The 22,447-nt window shown below is 38.7% G+C and carries 18 protein-coding genes and 1 other RNA gene; 4 read left to right on the forward strand and 15 right to left on the reverse strand.

What is annotated here, in order from left to right:
- Nucleotides 1-633: 633 nt before the first annotated feature.
- From P0Y49_12235 to P0Y49_12245, 3 genes are read right to left on the reverse strand one after another with little or no spacing between them, the layout of a single operon-like run.
- Nucleotides 634-1,941, reverse strand: a complete 1,308-nt coding sequence (locus P0Y49_12235; protein WEK17564.1) for a PepSY-associated TM helix domain-containing protein — start codon at nucleotides 1,939-1,941, stop codon at nucleotides 634-636.
- Nucleotides 1,942-1,990: 49 nt separating this feature from the next.
- Nucleotides 1,991-3,214 (reverse strand): DUF4374 domain-containing protein, encoded by a 1,224-nt coding sequence (locus P0Y49_12240; GenBank protein ID WEK17565.1) that lies wholly within the window; start codon nucleotides 3,212-3,214, stop codon nucleotides 1,991-1,993.
- Between the two features lie 34 nt (nucleotides 3,215-3,248).
- A complete protein-coding gene (locus P0Y49_12245; protein WEK17566.1) occupies nucleotides 3,249-5,615 on the reverse strand; it encodes a TonB-dependent receptor in 2,367 nt (788 codons plus the stop codon).
- Nucleotides 5,616-5,731: 116 nt separating this feature from the next.
- Between P0Y49_12245 and P0Y49_12250 the strand changes: the two genes are divergently transcribed.
- Nucleotides 5,732-6,229 (forward strand): AraC family transcriptional regulator, encoded by a 498-nt coding sequence (locus tag P0Y49_12250; GenBank protein WEK17567.1) that lies wholly within the window; start codon nucleotides 5,732-5,734, stop codon nucleotides 6,227-6,229.
- A 62-nt stretch (nucleotides 6,230-6,291) separates the two neighbouring features.
- Here P0Y49_12250 and P0Y49_12255 read toward each other — a convergent pair whose 3' ends face one another.
- The 3 genes from P0Y49_12255 to P0Y49_12265 form a co-directional block, all read right to left on the reverse strand.
- Nucleotides 6,292-6,594 carry a pyrimidine/purine nucleoside phosphorylase gene (locus P0Y49_12255; protein ID WEK17568.1) on the reverse strand — a complete coding sequence of 101 codons (303 nt, stop codon included), beginning with the start codon at nucleotides 6,592-6,594 and terminating at the stop codon, nucleotides 6,292-6,294.
- A gap of 77 nt (nucleotides 6,595-6,671) precedes the next feature.
- Entirely contained in the window at nucleotides 6,672-7,910 is a 1,239-nt protein-coding gene (locus P0Y49_12260; GenBank protein ID WEK17569.1) for a sigma-70 family RNA polymerase sigma factor, read from the reverse strand.
- 55 nt (nucleotides 7,911-7,965) lie between these two features.
- Nucleotides 7,966-8,346, reverse strand: coding sequence for a YciI family protein (locus tag P0Y49_12265; GenBank protein ID WEK17570.1), 381 nt, complete (start codon nucleotides 8,344-8,346; stop codon nucleotides 7,966-7,968).
- Between the two features lie 190 nt (nucleotides 8,347-8,536).
- On the opposite strand from P0Y49_12265, the gene rnpB reads away from it, so the two are divergent.
- Together rnpB and P0Y49_12275 are read left to right on the forward strand one after the other, a co-directional pair.
- An RNA gene (gene rnpB, locus P0Y49_12270) (RNase P RNA component class A) lies at nucleotides 8,537-8,916 on the forward strand.
- Nucleotides 8,917-8,987: 71 nt separating this feature from the next.
- The gene (locus P0Y49_12275) at nucleotides 8,988-10,394 is read left to right on the forward strand and encodes a sigma-54 dependent transcriptional regulator (protein WEK17571.1); all 1,407 of its coding nucleotides are present in this window, start codon (nucleotides 8,988-8,990) and stop codon (nucleotides 10,392-10,394) included.
- A 56-nt stretch (nucleotides 10,395-10,450) separates the two neighbouring features.
- Here P0Y49_12275 and P0Y49_12280 read toward each other — a convergent pair whose 3' ends face one another.
- The 5 genes from P0Y49_12280 to gatB all read right to left on the reverse strand — a co-directional run bounded on the left by P0Y49_12280 (nucleotide 10,451) and on the right by gatB (nucleotide 16,377).
- Nucleotides 10,451-12,235 (reverse strand): chloride channel protein, encoded by a 1,785-nt coding sequence (locus P0Y49_12280; GenBank protein ID WEK17572.1) that lies wholly within the window; start codon nucleotides 12,233-12,235, stop codon nucleotides 10,451-10,453.
- A 13-nt stretch (nucleotides 12,236-12,248) separates the two neighbouring features.
- A complete protein-coding gene (locus P0Y49_12285; protein WEK17573.1) occupies nucleotides 12,249-12,971 on the reverse strand; it encodes an RluA family pseudouridine synthase in 723 nt (240 codons plus the stop codon).
- 29 nt (nucleotides 12,972-13,000) lie between these two features.
- Entirely contained in the window at nucleotides 13,001-13,690 is a 690-nt protein-coding gene (locus tag P0Y49_12290) for a response regulator transcription factor (GenBank protein ID WEK17574.1), read from the reverse strand.
- A 105-nt stretch (nucleotides 13,691-13,795) separates the two neighbouring features.
- Nucleotides 13,796-14,905, reverse strand: a complete 1,110-nt coding sequence (locus P0Y49_12295) for a TlpA disulfide reductase family protein (protein ID WEK17575.1) — start codon at nucleotides 14,903-14,905, stop codon at nucleotides 13,796-13,798.
- 8 nt (nucleotides 14,906-14,913) lie between these two features.
- The gene (gene gatB, locus P0Y49_12300; GenBank protein WEK17576.1) at nucleotides 14,914-16,377 is read right to left on the reverse strand and encodes an Asp-tRNA(Asn)/Glu-tRNA(Gln) amidotransferase subunit GatB; all 1,464 of its coding nucleotides are present in this window, start codon (nucleotides 16,375-16,377) and stop codon (nucleotides 14,914-14,916) included.
- Between the two features lie 148 nt (nucleotides 16,378-16,525).
- Here gatB and P0Y49_12305 point away from each other — a divergent pair, with 148 nt between their 5' ends.
- Nucleotides 16,526-17,176 (forward strand): oxidoreductase, encoded by a 651-nt coding sequence (locus P0Y49_12305; GenBank protein ID WEK17577.1) that lies wholly within the window; start codon nucleotides 16,526-16,528, stop codon nucleotides 17,174-17,176.
- Here the strand turns inward: P0Y49_12305 and P0Y49_12310 are convergent.
- The 4 genes from P0Y49_12310 to P0Y49_12325 form a co-directional block, all read right to left on the reverse strand.
- Nucleotides 17,155-17,580: a hypothetical protein gene (locus P0Y49_12310; GenBank protein WEK17578.1), complete on the reverse strand. Its 426-nt coding sequence runs from the start codon at nucleotides 17,578-17,580 to the stop codon at nucleotides 17,155-17,157. The genes P0Y49_12305 and P0Y49_12310 overlap by 22 nt on opposite strands.
- A 20-nt stretch (nucleotides 17,581-17,600) precedes the next feature.
- Complete coding sequence (locus P0Y49_12315; GenBank protein ID WEK17579.1) at nucleotides 17,601-20,648, reverse strand: collagen-like protein; 3,048 nt, start codon at nucleotides 20,646-20,648, stop codon at nucleotides 17,601-17,603.
- Between the two features lie 84 nt (nucleotides 20,649-20,732).
- Nucleotides 20,733-21,902, reverse strand: a complete 1,170-nt coding sequence (gene porV / locus P0Y49_12320) for a type IX secretion system outer membrane channel protein PorV (GenBank protein WEK17580.1) — start codon at nucleotides 21,900-21,902, stop codon at nucleotides 20,733-20,735.
- A gap of 4 nt (nucleotides 21,903-21,906) precedes the next feature.
- Nucleotides 21,907-22,398, reverse strand: coding sequence for a T9SS type A sorting domain-containing protein (locus P0Y49_12325; GenBank protein ID WEK17581.1), 492 nt, complete (start codon nucleotides 22,396-22,398; stop codon nucleotides 21,907-21,909).
- Nucleotides 22,399-22,447 lie beyond the last annotated feature (49 nt).

Consider the following 22,447-nt stretch of genomic DNA (forward strand, 5'->3'; position numbering starts at 1 on the left):
AGCCCTTGGCGTTGATGCTCTAGTTTCGGAAAATTATGAAGTAGAATATTTTAATGCAAGACCCGATCGCACAAAATCTGGTGCTACGGAAACCCCATCGCCTCAGACAACACTGCCTGCCGTTACGGGCGCTGCGACTTTAACAGTGTCATTAAATGACAGCACAGCAGGAGATTTGCTATGGAGATTTTACACAAATGACCGCGACTACGAGATGTATTCGACTATGGACATGATAGAACGAGTTGTTAAAAAGCCGATCAAAAATTTCCCTTACGCTAAGTAAATCCATAAAAGTAACCTATCTAACCTACAAGTTTTTGTCGGCTACGTAAGTTTGCAAAGAATTCCGATAGCCTTCCCCTATCGGAATTTCTATTCCCGCTACTACCACCTGCGACTTTTGTACGGATTCTATTTTATCAAGCCCATAGTCTTTCATTCCTTCAATGTGAGTAATATCTGGAATCCTAGTCTTTACAAGTGAATAGTTAGCATCTGCCACTGTATTCCCTACCTATTCTTTACGGCTTCTCTACAGGTTTGATACGCTTTTAGCCGTACCGAACCCGTAGAGAAGCCGTAGAAGAACCGTTTAAAACCTGTATCAATACAAGTAGCTAATCGTTGCGATTACTCTACCAATAAAAAGGTCTCTTGTGGAAATTCCAGTTGCTTTCCCTTCTCATCAATGCGGCCTTCTATTTTCTTTGCAGACTTCTTCTTTTTAAACTTTCTGCCATACCAGATTAGGAAACCAGTAACAGGCAAGCTGGCGCCAATTAATGCAGCAAGAAAAGCGAGTACTTTTCCAGGAAAACCTAAAATACTCCCCACATGGATATCATAATTCATTTTCCGCAATTTGGTGCCGAATCCTGCTGTTTCATAAGCAGTATTGTATGCATCCTCACGTTTAAGCTCCAGGGCAGTATGTTGATCAAATGTATAACCCTGACTGTTATAAAATTGTCCTGTATTTGGATATACAGTAATGTTTATTGTAGCTTTTACTGCTGAGGTATCAGGAAAATTATAATAAAACCCCTGGGATTTTGGATGTTTTGCAATCACTTTATTCCAGGCTAAATCCATAGCCTGTTCTGGTGTATAAAACTTTTTAGCTTGCAAGGAATCTGACTCCATACGCTTAAACTCTGCTAAGGTATCTCCCCCAGAAGTTACCCAATATAAGCCTTCGCTATACCATTTTATACCATACACCATTCCTGTGAGTGCTATAGCCAATAAAAACAATAGTCCATAAAAACCCATCACATTATGCAAATCAAGATTTACACGTTTAAAAGAAGCTCCCCATTTGATTTTGAAGCTTTTATCCCGGGTAGATTTGTTCCATTTCTTTGGATACCACCAGATTAGTCCTGTGATTAGTAATACGACAAAAACCATAGTCCCATAATTTACAATCGGCCTGCCGATCTCGTAAGGCATCCATAAAAATCGATGTCCATTTAAAATAAACCTAAAAAAGTCTGTCTCTCCTTTTTTACGAACATCTTTAGCAACGACCTTTCCGCTGTAAGGATTAATCTTAAGGGTAATCCCGCCTCCTCTTCTTCCTCCACCACGCACTCCTTTCTCCTTCTTTTCAACTTTATCTTTTAAATTCAGATTTATGGTACGCCCTTGCTGATAATTAGCATAGGCCGGTAATTTATCAGGGTATTCGCGGGCAACGATAGCTGATAACTGTGCCGGGGTAATGACAGGTTTATCCTGTCTTTCAATTTTTGTTTCCGGCTCCAATAAACCATTAATCTCTTCATTAAATACCCAGATGCAGCCTGTTAAACAAACTATTAAAACAATGATTCCTGAAGCTAACCCCAACCAAAGATGAAGCCATTTATTAATTCTCGTGAAGAGTGAATCTTTACTCTTCTTTTTTGATGGGATATTTTTAGCTGCCGGTATCATTGTTTTAATCGTTTGGTGTTATGAATTCTAAATTTTTAAGGAAGTAATATTATTGTAGATGCTGAATTGAAGTGATTTTTCCACCTTCAACTTTTAAACCTTGGCTAGCGGCCTGAGTAGCTGCATCAATTTTGTATACATAGCTAAGGCCACTTACTAAATTCACCCCTATGAAAGCCGTTTTACCATCTTTTGGTGTATAATTACTTGTAGTCAAACCTGCAATATCTTCTAGCTTTGGCATTCCTGTTACCAGCTTAAATGTTTTATTAACCACATTCACAATACCAATATTTTTTCCAACAACATAAGGACCCTTTTCAGCTTTGAGTGCTGCATTAACGACGAAGTTGTTACCGCCAACATATATCCAATCTGTAATCACATAACCACCAGAAATGGCTTCAAAATCATAAAAGTAAGTTTTATCAAACTCCGTAGTACCAGACTTTATTTTTGTAATTGCTGATGGTTTAGTCGAACTTAAAACACCTCCAGTTGTAGCTACTGATGAAGAAAATGCATAAACATCGCCATTTTCAACTACAGAAAGACCATCAGTAAAATAGCGTCCGATAAAGCTTGTTCTGTCATCAGTTATTACTTTTTCCAGTTGCATTTGAGGGTATGAATAAACAGCGATCCATGCGTTATTAGGAAAAGCAGTACCAAAAGATTCGCCACAGCAAGCTTTAATAGAGAAGTAAGGTGCATATACCTTATTGCCTACCTGTTTGATCCAGCTAAAATGGGCAGATTCACCATTATTTGAAGGTTCTTGCACATTTATAGTTCCTTCACGAGCAATAAGTAAACTATTTGTATTCACGCTGTACCAGTTCGCTAAAGGAGTAGCTATATTTCGTGGTATTTTGATCAATAGAATATCATCATTCACAGGAGCGAAAGCCTGAACTGTTTCCGTCTGGAAGTTAGACACCTTACTTAATTTTCCATTTTGAATACTGTAAGTGGTAACCGCACCTGGATTTCCTTGTCCATACAGCATGCTGAAAAACTTATTGTTTGCAGTTACATAATACCGATAAGTACCATCCTGTTCAACACCGTTTCCTACTGTTGTAATGCTACCAGTTTCCAGGCTATTTGCCGTTAAAAGGTAATCTGCCACTGCTGTCGATGCTACAGGCGTTACAGCCAATATGTAATTACCCGGGTTTTGTGTAGCTCCGTTATTATCTTTTTTTGAGCAGGAAATAAGCACAGCTGCGAAGAGCAACGCTGTAAATGCTTTCGTAATGTTTGTTTTCATTGTTATATAATTGATTTTAAAGTAATAGAAATTGTTAATTGCGGTTTTTATTGAAAAAATACCTAAGATTTAAATAGAAAGCGCGACCCGATTTCTGTAAACTGAAATTGTCAAAAAGATGTGCATCGGTGATATTTTTAGCTTCCAGGCCAATATTGTAATGTCCGTTTCTAATACTGTATACAAAATTCAAGTCATGAGACAGTTGCATTGGAACAACTCTTTTTTCGTCTGATACATCTCTTCCTCCCTGAGAAGGCCATACCAGCCAGAATTCATGCACATACAAAATATTATAGCCAATATTAAGTGTATTTCCCTTTTTGCCCAGATCCTTAAGTGATACAGATACGTCACTGTTTCCAAATAAATAAGGAATATTTGGCATCTGATCTAAATATACAATGCTCGGAACGGGCGGCACTCCATCTGTTTTCTGACGGTTCTGAAGATATTGATAAGTTACAGTTGTACCAGCGGTAAGCCAGTCTTTATAGGAATACCTGATCTCTGCATCTCCTCCCCAGGTCTTAACACCTTCTCTGTTATCTGCAACTAATTTCCCTTGATTCTGATTCAATCGGGTATAAATAAAATCGCTGGCATTTCTATACACCGCATTAGCGGTAACAGAAAAATTATGATTCTTATTAACCGCAAAACCATAAATCACACCAAGATTAAAATTATCGCTTTTCTCAGGTTTCAGGTTGGCATTTCCTTCCAGATTTTCTACATCACCAAATAATTCCTGTGCTTCAGGCAAACGATTGGTCAACTCATATGAAGTTTTTAACTGTAAATTTGGGTGTAGGAAATAGGTTAATGCAGCACCATATCCAACTTTTTCCTTTACAGATTCGCCCGTTGCCCGAGTTCCATTTATATTGCTTTGATATAGATATTTGGCAAATATCGAAGTACTCCATTTACCACTCCTATCGTAACTATAGCCAAAACCTAAAATATTCTTAATGCTCTTTTTTGTACGTTCATATTCGGCATTAGTGGGACTAAGAACATCACTACCCTTTCGGTTAAAAGTATTGAACACATTATTCAAGGTAACAGAATGGTGATCATTAATCCTATAATTTGCCATAGCCGTTCCCAGCCCATTGTTGTTCTTATATTTATACATACTCCTGGAGCGTTCTCCGTTTGAACCATTGGCTTTACTGTTTCCATACCAATCGTACCTTACATTGGTAGTATCAATATTCTGCTCAGTCCCCAGGTTATAGTTTGCGTTGATGGTTACATCAAGGCCCTTAATCAAGTCAGTCTTCTTATACTTGAAAGTAGGCATGATGATATCGCCCCTACGATGCCAGGCTCCAAATACGGCTTGCATTCTTGCCCCGGTTTGAAATTCCTTATAGTTTTTACCCATCGTAATCCCAAACAATAATTTATCTGCAAAAACCTTGTCAACAAACCCAACATTGGCAATTGCCGTTTCATTATGGTAAGTATCATGAAACCTGCGCAAGATTGCCGCAGGTGCATATGCACCAGTATAAATGTCTGATGCCTCAACGTTTACCTTATAATTATTATCAGAATAATTTTGAAATGCATTTAACTGAACTGTGAAACCATTTTTAGTGGTCATCGCTGTATTGATCACACTTCTGTGGGTATTAAAGGATCCAATGGAATAGGAGGCATCAATATAATTCCGATAACGATCACTTGTCACTATATTAATTGCACCACCAAGCGCATCAGATCCCAACCACATTGGTACAACTCCTTTATATACTTCTATTCTATCTGCAACATTAATTGGGATGTTATTAATCTGGAAGGAAGAACCAAAATTATCAATAGGTATTCCATCCATAAAATATCTGATATGGTTCCCTGAAAATCCATTTAAAGAAAGGTTGAAATTAGAACCTACACCACCAGATTCCCTAACCCGAATTCCAGCAACCCTATCTAATGCACCGGAGATATCAAGAGTACTGTTGTATAGCTTCTTAGCATCCACAGCAGTTACATTATAGGCTTGCCTGTTCACTTCCTTAACAGCAGTACGCCCCGTTACTACAACTTCGGAAAGATCATTTTGATTATACTTTAAGCTAAAGTTGAGCTGCCTGTTAGTTGGCATGCCTGATAAAGCAAGTTTTTGTACGGATTCGACGTAGCCCAGATACCTGGCACTTACCTTATGCTCTCCCTGTCCAATATCTTGAATCTTAAACTTTCCTTCGTTATCTGTAACCGTAGATTTATTGGTACCCAAAAGCTTAACACCTGCTCCAATAAGTGGTTCCCCAGTAGTAGATCTTACAATTCCTGTTATGGTATACTTCTCCTGCGCTTGTATAGAAAACCCGCTAATGAGCAGAATGACCAGCCATATGTACTTGTAATGCGTATAAATTTGCATATATTATTTATTAATTTTATTTAGACTTATTCTTAATTGATGCAAAAATATATGTTACTTTGTACGGCAGTTGCAGTAAAGTATACGAATTAAGCAGAAAATTAAAGGGACTTTATATGGTAGATATTTACATTAAAGACAAGTATGGAAAACTTATATTATCTGAAAAAATACAGGAAAAGGAAGATTTTCAGTATGAGAAAACGGTAGTTATCACAAACCAACAAATACTTAAAGTAACCATTACTTTAAATGCAGCTCCCCCCACTGATGATCGGCATTGGACTGAAAAAGAGCTACAAATATTTTATAAAATCATTGAGCTGATCAGCAAGGATCTTTCGAGGAGTTTTTCTATTGAAGAATTGGCTGATTATGCCGGTATGAACCGTACTAAGTTGCAAGCGGGATTTAAACAGGTATTTAATAAAACTATAAATTCCTTTACCCAAGAATTGAAAATGCAAAGCGCGAAGAACTTGATCAGCAGGAATAAGGGGTATAATTTAAAAGAGATTGCGAGCATGCTGGGATACAAACATGCTAATCATTTTTCTGTTGCATTTAAGAAGAGATTTAATGTTTCTCCCTCTGCCTTTAAAAAAATCGACTAAAAGCAGGTGCATTTATGCGTTGTCAACAATAACAAAAGGGTACATTTTGCACCCTTTTGTTTTTATCCATAATAACATAGATAAGCTACATCATCGTTACATGACACTTCAAACGAAGTTCCTCCAGCGACATCAAATTCTTCTTGTTCTGCATATTTTTTAAATTCTCCATCAGCGGTTAGTTTCACATCCATACTACCTGATATGATTACCATTTTTTCAGTTGAAGAGGCAGAAAAAGTATAGGTACCCTTTTTCATTACTCCAACAGTGGCTTTACCATTGGCTGTTTCCAGTCCAAGGCTTTGAACTTTTCCTTCGAAATAGAGATTGTGGCTGATTTGAGAATTGGTCGAATTACTCATGATTTTAGTTTGATTGTTTATGGTTAATATTAAAAAGGCAAATGTATTGAAATCAGGTTATGATCATACCGATAAAATCAGATTTGCTGCTTTAACTTTAACATACTTTGTTTAAGACTCACTTTATCGGCTTCAGATTTCGCTAATAAAATTGCCTGCTCAAAATGCTCGAATGCTTTTGCAGGTTGTATGCTGGCATATAGATTAGCCAACAGCGAATGGTATAAATGATTCCCCTTGAGATCCAGCTTCTCTGCTTCTATAATTGCCTGTTCATTTCCATTTGATTTTGCCAGTGCATAGGTTCGGTTTAAGGCCGCAATTGGTGAGTATTCGATCAGTAATAATTGATTATACAACTGTAAAATACGTTCCCATTTTATAATTGAATCGTCTTTTTGAGTATGCCAATAAGCTATTGCTGCTTCCAGGTGATATTTAGAAAGTTGATCCCCTTGTGATGCTATATTAATATAATAATTGCCCTTTTCAATTAAATCAAGATCCCAAAGTTCCGTATCCTGATCCCCATACAAAACAACTTCGCCATTTGAATTTGTTCTGGCTTCAAATCTGGAAGCATGGAAACACATCAGTGCAAGCAGTGCATTGACAGGTGGTTTATTAGTCTGCTCATTATTGGCAAGCATTACGTTTAAACGCATAGCTTCCAGACAAAGTTCTTTTCTTAGTGGTGTGTTTTTAGAGCTGGAATAATAACCTTCATTAAACAATAAATACAGTGTTGTTAATACCCTTTCCAACCTTTCATTGATTTCCGCTTTCGAGGGTTGCTCTATCTTTACCTGTTCTGTCTTTAATTTTTCTTTTGCCCTTTGCAATCGCTTATAAATGGTTTCCCGATTGGTTAGAAAAGCATTTGCTATTTCGTCAGTACTAAAACCACAAAGGAGATTTAAGGATAAAGCGATTTGTGCTTCCGGAGAAATACAGGGATGACAAATGGCAAACATCATAGCTAGCTGACTGTCGTTGATATTTTTGCTGGACAGATCAATTTCCATGTCTTCAACCGTTGAGGATGTATATTTTATTTCTGTGCTGATTTTATCCAGAAACAGGGTATTGCGCTTCAGATAGTCCTTTGTTTTATTTTTAGAAACTGTATATAACCAGGCGGCAGGATTTTCCGGTGGGCCTTTCATCCCCCACAATTCTGTAGCTAGTAAGAAGGTATCACTTACAATGTCTTCAGCAATTTCAATATGATCGATGCCAAATAATCTGCAGAGCACGGAAACTATCTTCCGATATTCGGTTCTAAATAAATGCGGTATGAGTTCTTGCTTTTGCATAAAAAAAGTCGCCCATGTAAATCTACAATAACATGGGCGACTAAAGAAAAATCAATTATTGAGGATCTAAAAACTTTGCAGAGGTCGGGTCGTACTCTATAGTCATTACACTTCTAACTTCTACATTGCCTCCGTATATTAAATTAGGACATGATTTTGCCATTTCCACAGCTTCATCAAGTGTGTTTGCTTTTACGATCAGGTAACCGCCAATCATTTCTTTAACTTCAGCATAAGGTCCGTCAATAACCACGTTACCCGGTTTCAAGGTTTTTCCTTCAGAATATAAACGATTGGTACCACTGTATTTGCCTTGTGCAGCAATACCTCCTATCCAATCCTGCCATTGTTTCATTACCGCCTGCATTTGCTCTGCTGAAGGCATTTCAGCACCTTCTTGTTTTTCTTGTCTGAAAATCATCATGAATTCTTTCATCTTCTTAATTTTTAGTTGTTAAAACCTGATAACGATTGAGTTTTTTAGATTGGACACTTCGCTTCAATTAATGTATCATAAATACAATACTAAAAACAACAAATACTTCACTATTAAAGTAAATAAAACAATCAAATATTTAAAGATATATTCAAATCTCTCCCTGATAAGTTTTTGTATCTTTGTCCAAAATGCAAGCTGTTCTATCGCTGGCCTGATTAAAAAGGGAAAGAGGAAAGTCCGGGCAACACAGAGTATCTCGCTTCCTAACGGGAAGAGGCTCAGGACTGAATGCCTGAGTTATGGAAAGTGCCGCAGAAAATATACCGCCGATGGCTTTTAAGCACAGGTAAGGTTGAAAACGTGAGGTAAGAGCTCACGATTTTTCCGGGTGACCGGAAGGGTGGTAAACCCCGGGAGTTGAAAGACCAAATAGGCTAACGTATGTAGGGCTACTCGTCCGATGTTAGTGGGTAGGTCGTTAGAGATAAATGGCAACATTTATAGTAGATTAATGGTAGAATCCCAATTCATTGGGAACAGAACCCGGCTTACAGGCTTGCATTTTTTTATTTTATAAAGAGGTTATTGATAATATGAATTATATTAGTAGCCTAACGCAAAAATGATTAGCATTACCTATGGCAAAATTATTGATAATTGATGATGAGAGGGCAATAAGAAACACCCTTCGTGAGATTTTAGAATACGAAAATTACGAGGTTGAAGATATTGATAATGGTATTGATGGATTAGAACTTATAAAGAAAAAAAAGTACGATCTTGTTCTTTGCGACATCAAAATGAACAGAATGGACGGCATGGAGGTGCTGGAACAGGCATTAGCCATTAGCCCTGATCTTCCTTTTATCATGATATCCGGACATGGTACAGTTGAAACAGCAATTGAAGCAAGTAAAAAAGGTGCTTTTGACTTTATTTCTAAACCACCTGATCTAAACAGGCTATTAATTACTGTCAGAAATGCGCTGGACCGAGGTACTTTAGTTACCGAAACTAAAGTCTTAAAAAGAAAAGCAAGCAAAACAAGAGATATTCTCGGCAGCTCTGATAACATCAATAAAATTAAAGAAACCATTGAACGTGTAGCCCCTACTGAAGCCAGAGTTTTAATAACCGGAGCTAATGGTAGCGGTAAAGAACTGGTTGCGCGCTGGTTACACGAAAAGTCTCAGCGTGCCGAAAGTCCACTTATTGAGGTAAACTGTGCAGCTATACCATCTGAGTTAATTGAAAGCGAACTTTTTGGTCATGAAAAAGGTTCTTTTACATCCGCAGTAAAACAACGCATCGGTAAATTTGAATTGGCTAATGGCGGCACATTATTTCTGGATGAAATTGGTGACATGAGCCTTTCTGCACAAGCAAAGGTGCTACGTGCTTTACAAGAGCATAAAATTACCCGGGTAGGTGGCGAAAAAGAACAGGAAGTAAACGTTAGGGTACTTGCTGCGACCAATAAAGACCTATTAAAAGAAATTGAGGCCGGTAATTTCCGTATGGACTTATACCATCGTTTAAATGTAATCAATATTCATGTTCCTCATTTAACTGAACGTACTGAAGACATTCCTGAAATTGCGCAGAACTTCCTGGAAGAAATTTGTCGTGATTATGGCATGCCAGTTAAAAAGATCAATGATGGCGCAATGTCAGCACTACAGGCGTTACCATGGACTGGAAATGTTCGTGAATTACACAATATGATTGAACGTTTAATTATTTTAAGTGATAAGGCCATTACCGAAAATGATGTGATCTCTTTTGCTAATCCCGGAGGAGGAACAAACATTGGAGCTATAGGTTCAAATAATGGTCATGCCAATGCAAGCAATGATCAGTCAGTTGACTATGATAAATTCAACAATTTTCAGGATTATAAAGATCATGCTGAAAGAGAATTTATCAAATTTAAGCTGGAGAAAAACAATTGGAATGTATCCAAAACTGCTGATGATATTGAAATTCAACGCAGTCATTTGTATAGTAAAATAGAGAAATTTGGCTTAAAAAGAGCTATAGAATAATCAATTTTCAACAACTCCTGATGAATTAATTGCATCGGGAGTTATTGAAATGGATATTAACCCATATAATCAGCCTGCCTGCTCAATAGCGCCCTGTATTTATTGAAGATGGCTGTCTTGGACACAAAGCCTAAATACTGCCCACCCTCACCCAACACAGGTAACAACCAGGCATTTTCCTTTTCCATCTTTTGTAAGACAATTTTCAAATGATCAGAAATGATCACTACATCAGGAGCTGCCTGCATTAAGTTATTAACAGACCATTCTTCTGCATGGTTTGTTCCTTTTCTTAAAACATCTTCTACATAAACCAACCCTTTAAATACCTTTTCATCATCTACAACCGGGAACAGATTTCTTTTAGATTGCAAAATTTCATTCAATCGCGCCGAGATTAAATCATTCTCATTCAACACCAAATAATCAACCTCTACCAGGTATCTTAATTTCATCATATTCAGCACTGTAGTATCTTTGTCTTCAAGTGACGAAAGCTCTCCTTTTTCTGCCAGTGGTTTAGTATAGATAGAGTATTGATTTTTACTTCTGTTAATCAGGTAAGCTATGGCCGATGTAATCATTAAAGGAACCATTAAAACATATCCACCGGTGATTTCAGCAATTAAGAAGATACCCGTAAGTGGCGCATGCATTAAAGCGCTTAATGATGCGGCCATACCAGCAACAATAAAATTTGCCACATTTAAATTACCAATGCCCAATGTATTAACAGAGAACGCCACCACAAAACCAATTAAACCGCCCATAATTAAGCTTGGAGCAAAAATTCCCCCATTGCCTCCGGCACTTAAAGTAATTAACGTTGCTGCTGATTTAGCAAAGACGGTAACTACAGTAAACAGAATGATCACCCAGGGAAGACTACTGTAGTCAGAAAATATACTATTTGTAAGTAAAGCGGTATAATTACCCCTTAAAAGGCTTTTAATAGTGATGTAACCTTCTCCGTATAGGGTTGGGAACAAAAACACCAATAAACCTAACATCAAGCCCCCTATCACCACTTTTTTATAAGGATTGGTTATCTTATAAAATGTAGACTTTATAAATGCATTGATTTTCCCAAAGTAAACAGAGAAAATACCAATCAAGACGGCAAGTAAAACGTAATAGATCAGGGCATTCATTTTCCAGCCTTCTGTAACCAGAAAAAAAAGCTGTTCGTTGTAGAATAGACGTGCCACAACTGCAGCTGTGGCAGAGGACAGCAATAAAGGTATAAATGCAGGAATAGTGAATTCCGGCAGAAGAATTTCAATAGCAAATACAATTCCGGCAATTGGACTGTTAAAGGCTCCTGCGATACCTGCTGCTGCTCCACAGGCTAGCAACATTGTGGTTTCTCTGTAAGATAAGCCTAAGAAACGGCCAACAACTGAGCCAATACCACCTCCACTGGTTACAATAGGTGCTTCTAACCCTGTCGAACCTCCAAATCCAACTGTTAAGGCAGCTGTAATGATTTGCGAATAGACATTATGAGGCTCAACTTTACTTGATTTTTTAGAAATTGTATATAGTAATGGGGTTAACCCTGTTTCAAACTTCCCTTTCCTGATGAAGCGCCGGACATACATAACCGACAACAAAATCCCGATAAAAGGGAAGAAGAAAAATAGATAATATTTGTACTTCCAGTGAAAGCTTACCTGCAAAAAATCTTCGATATGATGCGTTATGGCTTTAAGTAAAGATGCGGCAAGACCTGCGAGGATACCTACAATTAGTGCTGCAATTACAAGAAAGTTCCTGTTAGAGATCTTTGTTTTCCTGTACTGATTAATTGCATCTAAATAATTCACTAACCTTACGTACATTTCTATCTAATTTTTAAGCGTCAAACTTATCCAATAATTTAATGAGTGTTGCAAAATCTTTAGGATATGGGGCTTCAATTACAATATCCTGTCCGTCCAGCCCCTTAAATACAAGGTGTCTGGCGTGTAGGGCAAAACGCTTCATAATAGGCTGTTCTTCATCATCTTTGGCTATGCGATAGCCTTTTTTGATGCTGGAAAGGAATACTGGTTTACCCCTATACATATCATCACCCGCAATTGCAGCACGTTGCGTTGCCAAATGGATTCTGATTTGGTGCATACGCCCTGTAATGGGCTTACATTCTACCAAAGTATAGTGTCTGTAGTTTTTTAAAGTATTAAAGATAGTTTCCGCGCGTTTCCCCTCCTTACGGTCAATGGTAACACTTTTATTGCCATCATTTAAGATTGGCAGGTCTATAAAAAGATCTTTGAAAGTAAACTGTCCGTCAACAACTGCATGATAAGTTTTGCTGATTTTACGTTTTTCGAACTGTATTGAGACAGAACGGTAGGCTTCTGATGTTTTAGCGATGATAATAGCACCTGAGGTTTCTTTATCAAGACGATGACAAACCTGTGCGTCAGGACAATACTGCTTTGCAAGGCGAAGAATATTAACTTCTCCTGAACCACCACGCTCGTCTAATGAAGCTACAAATGGCGGTTTATTTACTACGATATAATCATCGTTTTCGAATAGGATAAGATCTTTAAAGGAAGGATATTTCAATATGATAAGAATTTCTTAGCGCAAAAGTACTAAGAAAGTTCGAATTTATACCCCACTCCTTTCACTGTAGCTACATATCTTTCGCCTAATTTTTCACGCAACTTACGAATATGCACATCAATAGTACGATTGGTAACTACTACAGAGTCTTCCCAAATATTCTTTAAAATAGATTCTCTGGTATATACTTTTCCAGGTTTAGAGGCTAACAGATAAAGCAATTCAAATTCTTTTTTAGCCAATACAACCTTCTGACCGTTCTGATAAACGAGGTAAGCCTCTCTGTCAATCACCAAATCTCCTATTTCAACTTTATTGTCAGATACTTCATCAGCACTTGAATTTCTTCTTAATATTGCATTAATACGACTTACCAATGCCCGAGGCTTGATGGGCTTGGCAATATAATCATCCGCTCCAACGTTAAAACCAGCAATCTCAGAGTATTCTTCACTGCGGGCGGTAAGAAATACCATGAATGTGTTTTTAAATTCAGGAATTGCACGCATAAGTCTACAGGCTTCAATACCATCCATCTTAGGCATCATAATATCCAGAATAATTAAATCAGGATGTACCTTCTTTGCAATCGTAATTCCCTCTTGCCCATTTCCAGCCAAATAAACCTGATAACCTTCTTTTTTTAAGTTATATTCTATCAGCTCTAAAATATCTGGTTCATCATCAACAATAAGTATCTTCTGTTTTACGGTGCTCATAGCTTTAATTATTTGTTACGAAATTAGGTAATCAATTACAATGTAAAGTTAAACATGGGTTAACAAATTGTTAATAAGCTCATGTATATTAACATGAATTTAGGGTTATCGTAAAGTCTTACTCAAAAATGCGTCCAATTCTTCACCACGAAGATTTTTAGCAATGATTTTTCCGCTTGGATCGATAATATAAGAACTTGGAATAGCCTCGATAGCATACAACATTGCGGTTGGACTCTCGAAATCCTTCAAATCACTGGCCTGCGCCCAGGTCAATTTATCGGCAGCAACTGCACTTTTCCATGCTGTAGCATCTTTATCTAAAGATATACCCAAAATGGTGAAATTTTTGTCTTTATAAGTATTATAAGCCTTAACTACGTTAGGATTCTCTTGTCTGCATGGCGTACACCATGAAGCCCAAAAATCAAGCATCACATATTTACCTTTAAAATCAGATAATTTAATTGGTTTGCCATCGATACCATTAATGGTAAACTCCGGTGCTGGCTGTCCAATCTGTACAGTTTTAAGCTTAGACATTCTTACCAAAAACTCAGTTACAGCTGGGTTATTGTTAAAATTATTTTTGATTTTATCAGAATAATCTACCAGCTCCTTTTCATACTCACCAGGATTCAAAAGGTTAACGGCATAGAAACTAGCCAAAGAAGAGGTATTGTCCTGAGCAAACTTTAACACCGCCTTATTTAAACCATCAACTTCCTGAGTATATGCTGGTCTCAATTGCTCCATAATCACATCCCTTTTATCAGGTTGCGCAACTACAGCCTCATCAAATTTCTTCTGTATCTCAGAGATTTTGACCATATACTGGTTTTTCACTTTATTCAGTTCTTCCAGTTTATCTGCTTCCATAGCACCAGAAATATTATAAGCAAGAGTTTTGTCCGCCAAGTCAGCATTAATCTTAATATGATCACCATTCTTAGCAATGATCATGTATTCACTATTTCCGGAAGAAATTCTAAAAAAGTCAACTGCAGGTGTACTGTGGGTAAACTTAAACTCTCCCTTTTCAGAAAACACTGTAGAATCCAATGGCAGTGCATGATCTTTCTGTAAGCCAAACAAATAAACTTTGCTACCCGGCGTTGCATTCTTAAACTGCCCTTCTATTACAAAGTTTGCCTTATCTTTACATGCTGCAAATACCACACACAACAATAATATATAGCTTATTCTCTTCATCATAATCTTCATTATTTTAACTTATCCTGTAACAATTCATTTATTTTCTGAGGGTCGGCCTTTCCTTTGGCAAGCTTCATCACTTCGCCAACAAAAAGCCCCAACACACCTTTTTTTCCTTTTCTATATGCATCAACCTGTGGCTGATATTTTACCAGTACATTGTCTACAAAGGTCGACAATTCATTACTATTTTCTTCAATTAAAAGGTTTAACTGAGCTGCCAGCTCCATTACATTGTCTGCCGGTGCTTTAAGCAGCTCTGGTAACAATTTTTGCAATGCAATCTGCTGGGTGATTTTCTTATCATCCACCATATTGATTACATCGGCAAGTTGCTCTGGTATCACTTTAAAATCTACAATTCCTATTTCCTGTTCATTTAGCAATGCCCTAACGGAACCGGTAAGCCAGTTTACCAGGTTCTTTTTATTATTTACAAAAGGCAATGCTTCATTAAAATAGCTAAACAGGTCATGATCTTCGGACAACATAGTTGCTTCAGAATCATTTACACCATAATCCGCTATCAGCTTTTTAGCAATTTCCTGAGGTAAAGCGGGCATTTCAAACTTTAGCTGTGCCAGCCATTCATCAGAGATATGTACAGGAGCAAGATCCGGATCCGGGAAATAACGGTAATCATTTGCTTCTTCCTTACTTCGCATAGGTGCAGTAGAGCCCTGATCAGCATCAAAAGTAAGTGTGCTCTGAATAATCTTTCCGCCGGACAGAATTACTTCCTTCTGACGTCCATATTCAAAATCTATTGCTCTGCGTACATTTCTGATAGAGTTTAGGTTTTTCACCTCACAGCGTGTACCAAATTCAACAACTCCATATTTGCGAATAGAGATATTGGCATCGCAACGTAAACTTCCCTCTTCCATATTTCCATCACTCACGTCCAGATGACGAACCAGTTTCCTGATCTCTGTTAGTAACAGTGAGGCTTCTTCGGCACTTCTGATATCAGGTTCTGTTACAATCTCAATTAATGGCACACCGGCTCTGTTCAAGTCAACATACGAATATTTATCATCCTGATCGTGCAAGCTTTTACCTGCATCTTCTTCCAGATGAATCCTGTTAATGCCTATCCGTTTTTCTTCCCCGGTACTTAAAGTTACATTGAGAAAACCATCCTTACAGATGGGCTTATTGTCTTGCGTAATCTGATACCCCTTAGGCAAATCGGCATAGAAGTAATTTTTACGATCGAAATAATTGATCTGATTAATGGTGCAATTTAAGGCTAACCCCATTCTTACCGCTTTTGCCACAACCTCTTTATTCAATTTAGGTAGGGCTCCTGGTAGAGCCAAAGAAACTGCAGATATATGTTCATTAGGTTTTGCACCAAAGGAAGCACTATCAGACGAGAATATTTTCGATTGTGTATTTAATTGTACGTGGATCTCTAAACCTGATACCAACTCGAATTCTGATGGAGAAACTGCAGTTTTCGTACTCATTTATAGGCAATAATTTTCTTAATTTTTGATGTATTTGACATACAAACATAACTATTTATACTTTACAATCGGAGTTATGTCGCCATAATTATACCTGGAGGTAGAACTTATACCCCATCCAATTGTTAATCTCCTATATTTGGATAAAATGGAGGCAATAATCGTAGGAGCTACTGGTTTGATTGGAAGCAGTTTATTACAACAGCTACTAGATCATCCTGATTATAAATTGGTAACCGCTGTAGTGAGGAGGGAAATACACCTGCAGCACCCTAAGTTTCAACAAGTGGTAGTTGATTTTGATCGACTCGAAAACCATCAGGAACATATAAAAGGTGATGTGGTATTTTGCGCATTGGGGACAACCCAAAATAAAACGCCCGACAAAGCCCAGTACCGCAAAATAGATTACCAATACCCATTAGACATTGCACTTATTGCACAGCAAAATGGAGCTTCTCAATACCATTTAGTGTCGGCACTCGGGGCGAATCCAAACTCTTCTATCTTTTATTCCAAACTAAAAGGCGAAGTAGAACGTGATCTTAAAACCATTCCATTTAAAAGCATACATATCTACAGACCCTCCCTACTGGATGGTGATCGACAAGAACATCGCAGCGCTGAAGGCATCATGATCAGGCTGATGCGGGTTTTAAATCCATTGCTTATTGGTGGACTTAAAAAATACCGCAGCATTAAAATAGAAAAGGTGGCTTCAGCGATGTTAAAGCAGTCGTTAAAACCACTGACTGGTATATTTACTTATGATTCTGATCAAATAGAAGGGCTTGGCTGACCAACAGGCTCTTTCGCCCCACCCTGCATTGGAGGTAGCTTTACAGCTTCAGCTGGCTTTTTATCCGATTCTGGGACTTTGCTATCACTTAATAACTTTACAGGTGCTGATTTCCCTGAACCTGGGTTATTTGTTCTCGATGTTTGTCCTGCTGCTGTTGGTATCCCACCTGTAAATAAAACATCTCTAATGTCTCCTTTTGTATCTCGTTTTGAATCTACAGGTTCATTTTCTTGCTTTCGCTGACCTTCGGGTCCATATTTCAATCCAGGTACCGAGTTTTGCATAAATTGCTTTCCAATACTCTCCGTAGTTTTGTACTTTTCTTGCGCCTGTACGGCTGAGCAGATCAGCAAACCAGCGCTAATCATAACTGCAGAACTAATTTTATAAATTGTCTTCATATTTTTATTTTCTAAACTAATTATTTAACACTCACCAATACTTTGATTTTCCCTACACCTTTAGCATCATAAGCTTCGAGTGCTTTCCCCAGTACTTGTCCGATTTTAACCTTATCAGGATCTGCTTTCATGGCTACACCAGAGAATGAAGAAGTAACCAGCAAATCACCTCTGGAAATTGCCCCGCCTTCCAGACAAACTTTGGTAGGCAACACACCAATTACCCCCATAGGCACCTGCGTTTTTAAGTCGGAATCTATATATTCCTCGGTCAACAACACACCTGGTTTTGTAGCATATACCCCAGCTACTAAATTAGAATACGCTCCTGTTGATTTTTCGACTGTTCTGTCTTTACTGGTAGATATCACAAGGATATCACCCGGCTCGTAACTTAAAACATTTCCGGAAACATCAAATGATTCTGCTATATCAGCACCACCGGTTTGGGTACCCCCATTAAAGAATCCTTTGCCTGCAGCATCAATTCGGGCAACATTTACTGTATTGGGGTTTCCTGCTTTAAATACGGCTAGATTACCACTACTATGCGTTTCGGCAGTAATAACAGGATTAACATTTACAGTATTAAAATTTACAAATCTGGCTGCCTTTCCATTACTAAAATTAGATACCCATCCATAAAAAGCATTTCCAGTTCCATCAGCCGTACTTTCAACACCATCTCCTAACGCTGATGCATTTGCGGTTATACCATTACCATTACCATTAGCTATAGCAATTAGTGCGGGTCCATTTCCAACCGGATTAGAAGAATAAAACAAGCCTCCAAACCCTCCGGTACCGGATGATACACCGTAAACACCTGCCGTTCCAAAATTTGAAAATTGTGAATTCACTTCACCTTTTACAGCAGCAGAAGTCCCATTAGTATTATCAACCTTAAAGTTACCTGCAATACCATAACCTATTGTTTTTACTGTAATTACGTCGTTTGTATTTGCATTATTAAAGTTTTCAAACCTCCCAGCCCTTCCCGTACCAGATGATGGCACCCAGGCATAAAGCGAATTTCCTGTACCATTTACGCTAGTTTCTACGCCATTGCCATTCTTATTTGCACTTGCTGTAATCGCATTACCCAAACCATCTGTTATAGCAACCACAGCAGGTCCATTTCCAGAAGAATTAGAAGAATGGAACAATCCTGCAAAACCACCAGTTCCTGATGCAAGCCCAAATACAGCTGCTGCCCCATAGTTAGCAAAGATGGTATTTACCTCTGCGCGTACACCTGCTGAAACACTATTTGTGTTATTCACCACAAAAGATGCTGCGTTTCCAACCTTATTATCTAAAACCTGACCACCGCTAATGGTATATACTTCCAATGTATTAAACAGATTAGCCCCATTCACATTTTCAAATCTGCCTGCGCGACCTTTACTCCCTCCCTCGCCAACCCTCCCAAAAACACCAACTCCTGTACCTGTTGCATTAGTTGATATAAAGCCATGCACACCATAACCTCCTCCGTCATTACGACCTACCACAGCACCAGCAATATCACTTTTTGCCCTCCCCACAATGGCTTCACCTCCACCGGTATTATCACCAATAATGCCTGCGGCAGCCTGAGATTTGGTAATTCCCTGCACACCAGTACCATTAGAACTATTAGCAGTTATACCATTACCGAATCCACTTGCTGTAACTTGTATACCCGATCCGTTACCTATAGTTGAAACATTAACTACATTATTACTATTTGCATTATTGGTTATGTATAACTCAGCTGCCGAACCGAGAAAACTTGTAGCCAACAAACCAGTACCGCTTTCGGTCTTGGCAAGTACGCCAACACCATTTCCTGATGAATTGCCATAAACACCTATGCCAGCTGGTGTATCCCCATAAACACCCCAACCGGATCCGGCTTGCGAACCCCAAACACCTATCCCAAACCCGCCGGTTCCATTGTTAATCCCTCTTACAGCCGAGGAGAAGCTACCAGGACTAGCTGATGTCACCACGCCCCTGACCGCTGCAATATTTGCATTAGTACTAGCACTGATCCCCTCAACGGAGGTGCCATCACCTGCATTTTTTATTGAAAATAACGTCCCCGCATTATTTTCATTGGCTATAAAAGGCAGTACAAACCCTCCTCCCCCTATAGAACCTGGTGTCCAGGATACGCCATTAAACTTTAGCACACTATTTAGTATAGGAGCCACAGGATCTATTGGTATGGATTGCAACTTTGCTACTGCAGGATTAGGATAAGTACCAGACAAATCACCTCCTGCTATTCCATTTGGAGGCAGCGCAGCGGGAATAACAGGAATAATACCTGGAGCTAGTTTAGCAAGTGTAACTGATCCATCTAAAATTTTAGCCGTAGTCACTTTATCATTACCAATTGAAGGATTAGGGTAAGTACCAGAAAGATCACCACCGGCTGCACCATTTGGAGGCAAGGCAGTTGGAATAACGCCTGGTGCCAGCTTAGGAAGCGTAACCGAACCATCTAATATTTTAGCTGTTGTCACCTTATCATTACCAATTAAAGGATTGGGATAATTACCGGATAAATCACCTCCGGCAGGTCCGGTAAGTACACCATTTGCTCCGGCTGGCCCTTGAACACCTTGCGGCCCCTGCACCCCAATAGGTCCTTGTATACCCTGCGGACCGGGATTGCCTGCTGCAGCAAACAATGCAAATGGTACACTCATCAATTGCGTAGTACCTAAATCATTAAAAACACCATTTCCAAGTGCAAGCTCAACCTTTAAATACTGATTGGCATTTTGCCAGGGCACGCCAGTAAAAGTTCCTGTAGAAGGTGTTCCTTTTCCAAGTTGCAATGTAAAGAGTCCAAGCTGATTGGTACTCACAGCATGTTGTTCAACATATTGGGCAGGCCCATTAGCAGCACCACCTAATATGGAAATCTTTACTTTAACGGCTTGATTAGATAGTACTGTTCCATTTGTATTTCTGGCAACAGCCTGATAATTTATCCCCTTCAATCCATCCTGAGCATTAACCCAATGTATTCCTACAAAGAGAATAAACGTAATAGTAAAACATATTCTTTTCATGTCTTTAATGATTTTAGATGCTTTTTACTGATGTTATTATATTTAGATGTTTTTGATTCTATTTGATAAAGCTCTACTTCTCTATTATTTTTTTGTCGAAAGCTCATTAGCACCAGGTGTATAGCTTAGCGTGAACCTCATTGTATTTCTCAACACATACCTATCACCACTGGGGAATACATAGCTTATATCAATGCGTATGGGACGCACTTTAAATCCAAGTCCCGCGGCAAAATGCTGGCGGTTTCCTTTCTTGGGATCTTCGTATAAATAGCCCGTTCGGATAAACAATTGATCATAGTAGGAGAATTCTAATCCACCCGAAAAAACAAATTCTGACAATTCTTCTTTAAACCCACCTGGTGCATCAAAAAGGGAGGTAAACAACGCACTTGGCACACTCCTGTTGGGGTCCCGCCCCTTTTCAATCTGATTCGTGAGATCACCATTTTCATCTCTTTTATACCTTGGTGGCGTAGGTACCATCAATTTATTCACATCAGCCAATAAGGTAAGCCTGTTGTCAGGATCAGTGTAAAAGGTATAACCTGCCCCAATCCTTAAATTCATAGGTAAAAAAGTAGTTTCTTGTTCGCTATATTTGAGCTTAGTCCCAATATTGCTAAGATTTATACCCCAGCTAAAACGTCTTGCATATTTCCCACTTTGCAAATCTTTTTCCGAGTAAATGGAGATATCTGCAGCAAAGGCACTGGTACGTTGTAAAAGCAAATTATTGTAATTCCCATTACCCAAATCACTTCTAAAAAACCTACCGGTTAGGGCCATTGCAAACGTTTCTCCAAGTTTTCGTGCATAACTGGCATCAATAGCAAACTCGTTGGCTTTATATTCTTGCAGCATATTGCCAAGCTCATCTCTAAAATTGATCATCCCGAGATCGAGGTACTTCACCGAAAGGCCTATGGCTTCTCTTTCGTTCAGTTTTCTAAAGGCAGATAAATAGCCTAGTTTTGCATCTTTAGTCAGTTCCCGCATCCATGGAGTATAGGATAGGCTGAAGCCCATATTATCGGCAAAACTCAATTTTGCGGGATTAAGGTATATAGAATTGGCATCAGCTGATAAGCCTGTCCCAGCCTCAGCAACACCTGCAGATCTGGCGTCCGGACTTAGAAGAAGAAATGAGGCTCCGCTGGTTACTACCCGGTTGTCTTCCTGAGCAATACTGTACTGGCACCAACCTACCAGGCAAACCATTAGGCTTGCAATAAGGTAAATCTTAGGTTTCATAAGCTTATTGTATGACCAATTTTTCGCTATAATTTTTATTCCCTGCTTTGACCACCACATAGTATAAACCTGGGGCAAAACCAGTCAAGGGTAGTGGATAACGAACTTTTCCGGCAAGCATATTTATTGCAATATTTTTAAGCGTTTGCCCGGCATTATTAACCAGCTGAATATTCACCTGAGTGTCTTCCAGTAAATCAAACTCCAATTTGGTTTGGCTATTTGCCGGATTGGGAAATACTATAAAGCCTGTTACCAAAATGGGGTCCGGTATAGCATTATTCCCTGCTACTTCGGGCTGTTGGAAACCCTGGGTAAGTAATACCGATGAATTTTGGAGTGTAGCAACAACAACTTCACCAACAGTATACTGAATAATGGTTTTGTTGAGGACAACTCCTGATCCAGTGGTAGCTGTAACGGATCGGGATAGTTGCTGAGCGGAAGCTGTACTGCTGACCGCCAGCATAGCATAAGTAAATAGATGTTTTTTCATAGTTTGAGCGATGTTTAGATAGAACACACAGCAAGCGCTAAGCATAACT

Origin of the sequence: Candidatus Pedobacter colombiensis, assembly GCA_029202485.1 — a bacterium.
Lineage (GTDB): Bacteria > Bacteroidota > Bacteroidia > Sphingobacteriales > Sphingobacteriaceae > Pedobacter > Pedobacter colombiensis.